This window comes from Streptomyces sp. JJ36 (assembly GCF_021696945.1).
Taxonomy (GTDB): domain Bacteria; phylum Actinomycetota; class Actinomycetes; order Streptomycetales; family Streptomycetaceae; genus Streptomyces.
On record NZ_JACYHE010000132.1, the window covers coordinates 1 to 5,657 of the forward strand.

The window sequence follows — 5,657 nt, forward strand, 5'->3', positions numbered from 1 at the left end:
GGACGGGCCGGTGGACGTTCTCCTTGCGCGAGGGGCCGGGGGTCTGGTCGGCGATCCACGGGCCCTCGACCGAGGGGTCGATGACGCCTTCCTCCAGCCAGGTGTAGGAGCCGGAGAGGATGCCCTTCACCACGGACCGGTCCAGGTCGTCGGTGTTGTGCCAGAGCCGCCCGAACAGCTCCTCCACCCGGAGCCGCGACTGGCGGCAGAAGGCGTCGGCGAGCTGGTGCGCGGCCCGGCCGTCCTCGCCGTCACGGAGCAGCTTCTCCGCCCGTACGCAGGCCGCGCTCATCGCGAAGAGCTCGGCGCCGATGTCGACGATGCGGGAGAGGAAGCCCTGCTTGGTCTCCATCTTCGCCTGCCAGCGCGACATCCCGTAGAAGGTGGAGCGGGCCAGTTTGCGGGCGGTGCGCTCGACGTACCGCAGATGGGTGGCGAGTCCGCCGAACTCCGCGTACGAGCCGGGGAGCTGGCCGGCCCCGGCGACGAGCTGCGGCAGCCAGCGGGCGTAGAAGTTGCCGGCCGCCAGGGCGGCCTTGCGCTTGTCGGCGAGCGAGGCGTCCGGGGCGACGAGGTCGCCCGCGACGGACAGGTGTGCGTCCACCGCCTCCCGGGCGATCAGCAGGTGCATGATCTCCGTGGAGCCCTCGAAGATGCGGTTGATGCGCAGGTCGCGGAGGAGCTGCTCGGCCGGCACGCCGCGCTCGCCGCGGGCCACCAGCGACTCCGCGGTCTCGAAACCGCGGCCGCCGCGGATCTGCACCAGTTCGTCGGCCATCCGCCAGGCCATCTCGCTGCCGAAGAGCTTGGCGAGCGCGGCCTCGATGCGGATGTCGTTGCGGTCCTCGTCGGCCATCTGCGAGGAGAGGTCGACGACCGCCTCCAGGGCGAAGGTGGTCGCGGCGATGAACGACATCTTGCTGCCGACGGCCTCGTGCTTGGCGACCGGCCGGCCCCACTGCACCCGGGCCTCGCTCCACTCCCGGGCGATCTTCAGGCACCACTTGCCGGAGCCCACACAGGTGGCGGGCAGGGAGAGGCGGCCCGTGTTGAGGGTGGTCAGGGCGATCTTCAGGCCCTCGCCCTCCTTGCCGATGAGGTTGGCCTTGGGCACCCGCACCCGGTGGAAGCGGGTGACGCCGTTCTCGATGCCGCGCAGGCCCATGAAGGCGTTGCGGTTCTCGACGGTGATGCCCTCGGAGCCGCCCTCGACGACGAAGGCGCTGATGCCTCCGCGGTGCCCCTCGGACTCCGGCACCCGGGCCATCACGACCAGCAGGTCGGCGACGACGCCGTTGGTGGTCCACAGCTTCACCCCGTCGAGGACGTACTCGTCCCCGTCGGGCACCGCCGTGGTGGCCAGCCGGGCCGGGTCCGAGCCGACGTCCGGCTCGGTGAGCAGGAAGGCGGAGATGTCGGTGCGGGCACAGCGCGGCAGGAAGGCGTTCTTCTGCTCCTGGGTGCCGAAGAGCTTCAGCGGCTGCGGCACACCGATGGACTGGTGGGCGCTGAGCAGCGCGCCGACGGCCGGACTGGCGGAGCTGACCATCGCCAGTGCCTTGTTGTAGTACACCTGCGACAGGCCCAGCCCGCCGTACTCGGTGCCGACCTTCATGCCCAGGGCACCGAGGTCCCGGAGGCCGTTGATCACATCGTCCGGGATGCGGGAGTCCCGCTCGATCCGCGCCCCGTCGACGGTGCTCTCGCAGAAGGCGCGGAGCTTGGCCAGGAAGTCCTCGCCGCGCCGCACCGACTCCGGGTCCGGCTCCGGGTGCGGGTGGATCAGGTCCAGCCGGAACCTGCCGAGGAACAGTTCCTTGGCGAAGCTGGGCTTCCGCCAGTCCTGCTCGCGTGCGGCCTCGGCGACTTCTCGTGCTTCACGTTCCGTGACGGTCATGACGGGGTCCACCTCGCACTCTCGCGCTACTGACGGGTGCTACTGGACCGTCATGTACCCGAATCGGGCGCTCCCTACCAGACTCCGCGCATGCGGAGTAGTCGGGGTTGCGCGCCTCCGGCGCGTGGGTTCCGTGTTCCGGGACCCGCTCCGGGGTTGCTCAGCGCACGAAGGTGCCCTTGTTCGGGAGCGTGGTCACCAGGTCACGGTCCCGCAGTTCGCGCACGGCACGCCGCGCCGTTCCGGGCGCGACTCCGTGCTGGGCTGCGAGATCGCGCTCGTTCGGCAGTCGCGCACCCTTCGGGAGGCGGCCCGAGCGGATCTCCGCCTCCACTGCGTCGGCCACCCGCATGTAGGTGTACTGGATCTCGTCCATGCCTCCAGAGTGCTGCGGCCTACCGCGGCCCACTCCTCCGGGTGGCACCATGCTGCACCATGTAGCGGTATGGAGCGGCCTGTGTCACGCTGACCGTGCTGATCGAAAGGACCCCGGCGACGCGGCAACGTCCCGGGGCGTGGCCGACACGAACGGAGCGTGCCGACATGCGAGACCTTATCCGGCGGGCGGCAGCCCGCCTCCTCCCGCCCACGGGCCGGCGGCGGAGGACGGCCCCCGCACCACCTTGTGTGCCCCCACACGCCCCTGTCTCCGGGCGCTCACGCCGCCCGGCCGTGCGGTGGCCGGAGCCGTTCGACGGGGACGCCACCCTCCTGGTCCGGCCCTATGTGCGGGAGGGCGTGTGAGTCTCACCAAGGTGGAGATGATCGGCGGTGCCGTCTGGATCTCCGATCTGGACCCCGAGGACGCGGCGCTGATCCGGAACGCGAGCGCCGTCCTGGACCATGCCCGTGCACTGCTCCGTTCGCCGGAGCTCTCCGCGCACGAGGCCCGGTTCACCGCGCGGGCGCTGGCCGACGCCCTGTACGACGTGCTCGTGCTCAACGGCCAGCGCTGACCCCCAGTCCCCGCCGCGCAACGCGCCCTCCGGTGCGCGGCGGGGCCAACTTTCCGACTGCGCTGTCCCGTTGACGACGTTTCATGCCGACACGCCGGTAGGTTCAGCGCATCGGGGGATTGTCGGTTCGGTCGCTTCTCTCCGGCACGGGGCTTGCTCATCCTCGGCGTGTGACCACACCGCTCCGTCCGCGTCTGGCAGCGTCGGCCGCCTGCCTCTTCCTCCTCACGGCAGCCGCGGCCGCCGCGGCCCCTGCGGCCGCCTCGCCTCCGCAGCCTCACCCCGTCCCGAGCGTCGAGGTCGGCGTGGGACCGGACGGCGTACGGGCGTCGGTGGACGCGGGCGGCGTACGCGTGGGCGCGACGGTACGCCCGGAGCCCGCGTGCCCGCCCGCGGTGGAGGCCGGTGCGGCCGCGCCGGGTGCCCGGGCGCGGGCCTCCGTCGGCGGAGGCCGGTGCACGCCTCCGGAACCGGCTCCGACCCCCAGCCCGCCGCCTCCGTCGCCCCCGCCGGCGCCCGAACCACCCGCAGCCGAACCACCCGCGCCCGCACCGCCCGCACCGCGACCGGCGTCGCCACAGGAGGCCGCTCCGGAGCCTCCCCCGTCGCCCGAGCCGGCACCGTTCCAGGAGTCCACACCGGCCCCGCCGCCGCCGGAGAGCCCGTCACCGTCCGCACCGCCGCAGGCCGCCGGGCTCACCACGACGCCGCGTACGGAGCCCGGCGGCGGGCTGCCGATGGTCACCCGGACCCTGCTCGTCATCGCCCCGGCCGTGCTGGCGGCGGCGGCCCTGCGTCCCCGCGGCAGCGGTGGCGGAGGCGTCCGCGGCGGCCCGTCCGGCTCCCGGTGACCGCTGACGCCGGGCCCGTGAACCCGCTGACGCGCTGACCCTGCTGATTCCTCGCTGCCCGCTGTGCGCGCCCGCTCCCCGGGAACGGGCGCGCCCTCCCTTCGCGACCTTCTGGAGCCGGTTGTGCCACAGTGGCTGATTCTCACCCTCTGTCTCGTCGGTGCGTGCGGGACCGTGATCGGTGTCGTCTTCCTCCGCCAGCGGCGGGTGGGCGACCAGGACGACCCGTCCGAGACGCCTGACGTCATCGAGTACATGACCATGATGATCGGCGTCGTCTACGCCATCGTGCTGGGCCTGGCCATCGCCGGCGTCTGGGAGGCGCGCAACGCCGCCGACGAGACGGTGCAGCGGGAGGCGCAGGCGCTGCACGAGGTCGACGTGCGGGTGCAGGTCTACCCGGAGGAGGCGCGCGACCGTATCCGGGAGGACGTGCGGGCGTACGTCCGGCACACCCTGGAGGTGGAGTGGCCGCACATGGTGGAGCACGGCGAACTGACGCACCGCGGCGACCGGTTGCTGGAGACGCTGCGCCGGGACGCCATGGAGCTGCCGGTGGAGAGCCCCCGGGCGGTGCAGGCGTACCAGGGCGTGGTCGACCGGGTCGCGGCCGTGGACGAGGCGCGGACCCAGCGGGCCGCCGAGGCGTCGCCGACGATGCCGACGGTGGTGTGGTTCGGGCTGGTCGGCGGCGGGGTGCTGTCCATCGGGATGGTGTTCGCGCTGCAGATCCAGCGGTCGCGCCGGGAGATGGTGCTCGCCGGGCTGTTCAGCGCGCTCGTGGTGTTCCTGGTCTTCCTGGTCTGGCACTTCGACGCGCCGTTCGAGCGCGGCCTGACCGATCCCCAGGAGGCGTTCACCACGCTCTTCCCCGGGGCCTCCGGGGGCGCGTGAACCGGCCGGCGGGGCGGGCGCCGGGCCCGCCCCGCCGGCGCCCGGTCACAGCTCCAGACCGGTGAGGACCATGACCCGCTCGTAGGTGTAGTCCTCCATGGCGAACTGCACGCCCTCGCGGCCGACACCGGACTGCTTGGCGCCGCCGTAGGGCATCTGGTCGGCGCGGTACGAGGGCACGTCGCCGACGATCACGCCGCCGACCTCCAGGGCCCGGTGTGCGCGGAATGCCGCCTGGGTGTCGTGCGTGAAGACGCCCGCCTGGAGGCCGTACGGCGAGTCGTTGGCGGCGGCGTACGCGGCCTGCTCCCCGTCCACCCGGGTGAGGGTCAGCACCGGGCCGAAGACCTCCTCGCAGCCGATCTGGGTGTCCCGGGGGACGTTCTCCAGAACCGTCGGGGCGTAGGAGGCACCGTCCCGCTTGCCGCCGGTCAGCAGGGTCGCGCCGGCCGAGACGGCCTCCTCGACCCAGGACTCGATGCGCTTCGCCGCGTCCTCGCTGATCTGCGGGCCGACGTCGGTGGCCGGGTCCGCCGGGTCGCCGGTGGTCTGGGCCTCGACGGCGGCCACGATGCGCGGCACCAGCCGGTCGTAGACCGAGGCGTCGGCGATGACCCGCTGCACGGAGATGCAGGACTGGCCGCCCTGGTAGTTGGAGAAGGTGGCGATGCGCTGCGCCGCGTGGTCGAGATCCGCGTCCGAGGAGTAGTCGGCGAGCACCAGCGCGGCGCCCTGGCCGCCGAGCTCCAGGGTGAGGTGCTTCCGCGGTGCGGCGTCCACCAGGGACCAGCCGACCGGGCCGGAGCCGGTGAAGGAGATCACCGGCAGCCGCTCGTCCTGTACCAGGGCGGGCATCCGGTCGTTGGGCACCGGGAGCACGCTCCAGGACCCCTCGGGCAGCTCGGTCTCGGCCAGCAGCTCGCCGATCAGCAGGCCGGAGAGCGGCGTGGCCGGGGCCGGCTTGAGGAGGATGGGGGTGCCCACGGCGAGGGCCGGGGCGACCTTGTGCGCGCAGAGGTTGAGGGGGAAGTTGAAGGGCGCGATGCCCAGCACCGGGCC

General features: G+C 73.0%; 5 protein-coding genes. 2 read left to right on the forward strand and 3 right to left on the reverse strand.

Annotation, left to right across the window (positions count from 1 at the left end; genetic code table 11):
• On the reverse strand, positions 1–1,897 hold a 1,897-nt coding region (locus HOY81_RS26495), incomplete at its 3' end, for an acyl-CoA dehydrogenase family protein (protein WP_237323247.1).
• A 160-nt stretch (positions 1,898–2,057) separates the two neighbouring features.
• Positions 2,058–2,273 carry a winged helix-turn-helix domain-containing protein gene (locus HOY81_RS26500; protein WP_237323248.1) on the reverse strand — a complete coding sequence of 72 codons (216 nt, stop codon included), beginning with the start codon at positions 2,271–2,273 and terminating at the stop codon, positions 2,058–2,060.
• A 364-nt stretch (positions 2,274–2,637) separates the two neighbouring features.
• Here HOY81_RS26500 and HOY81_RS26505 point away from each other — a divergent pair, with 364 nt between their 5' ends.
• Positions 2,638–2,853, forward strand: coding sequence for a hypothetical protein (locus tag HOY81_RS26505; RefSeq protein ID WP_237323249.1), 216 nt, complete (start codon positions 2,638–2,640; stop codon positions 2,851–2,853).
• Positions 2,854–3,827: 974 nt separating this feature from the next.
• Positions 3,828–4,598 carry a DUF4239 domain-containing protein gene (locus HOY81_RS26510; protein ID WP_237323250.1) on the forward strand — a complete coding sequence of 257 codons (771 nt, stop codon included), beginning with the start codon at positions 3,828–3,830 and terminating at the stop codon, positions 4,596–4,598.
• A 45-nt stretch (positions 4,599–4,643) separates the two neighbouring features.
• On the opposite strand, the gene HOY81_RS26515 is transcribed toward HOY81_RS26510, so the two are convergent.
• On the reverse strand, positions 4,644–5,657 hold a 1,014-nt coding region (locus tag HOY81_RS26515), incomplete at its 5' end, for an aldehyde dehydrogenase family protein (RefSeq protein ID WP_237323251.1).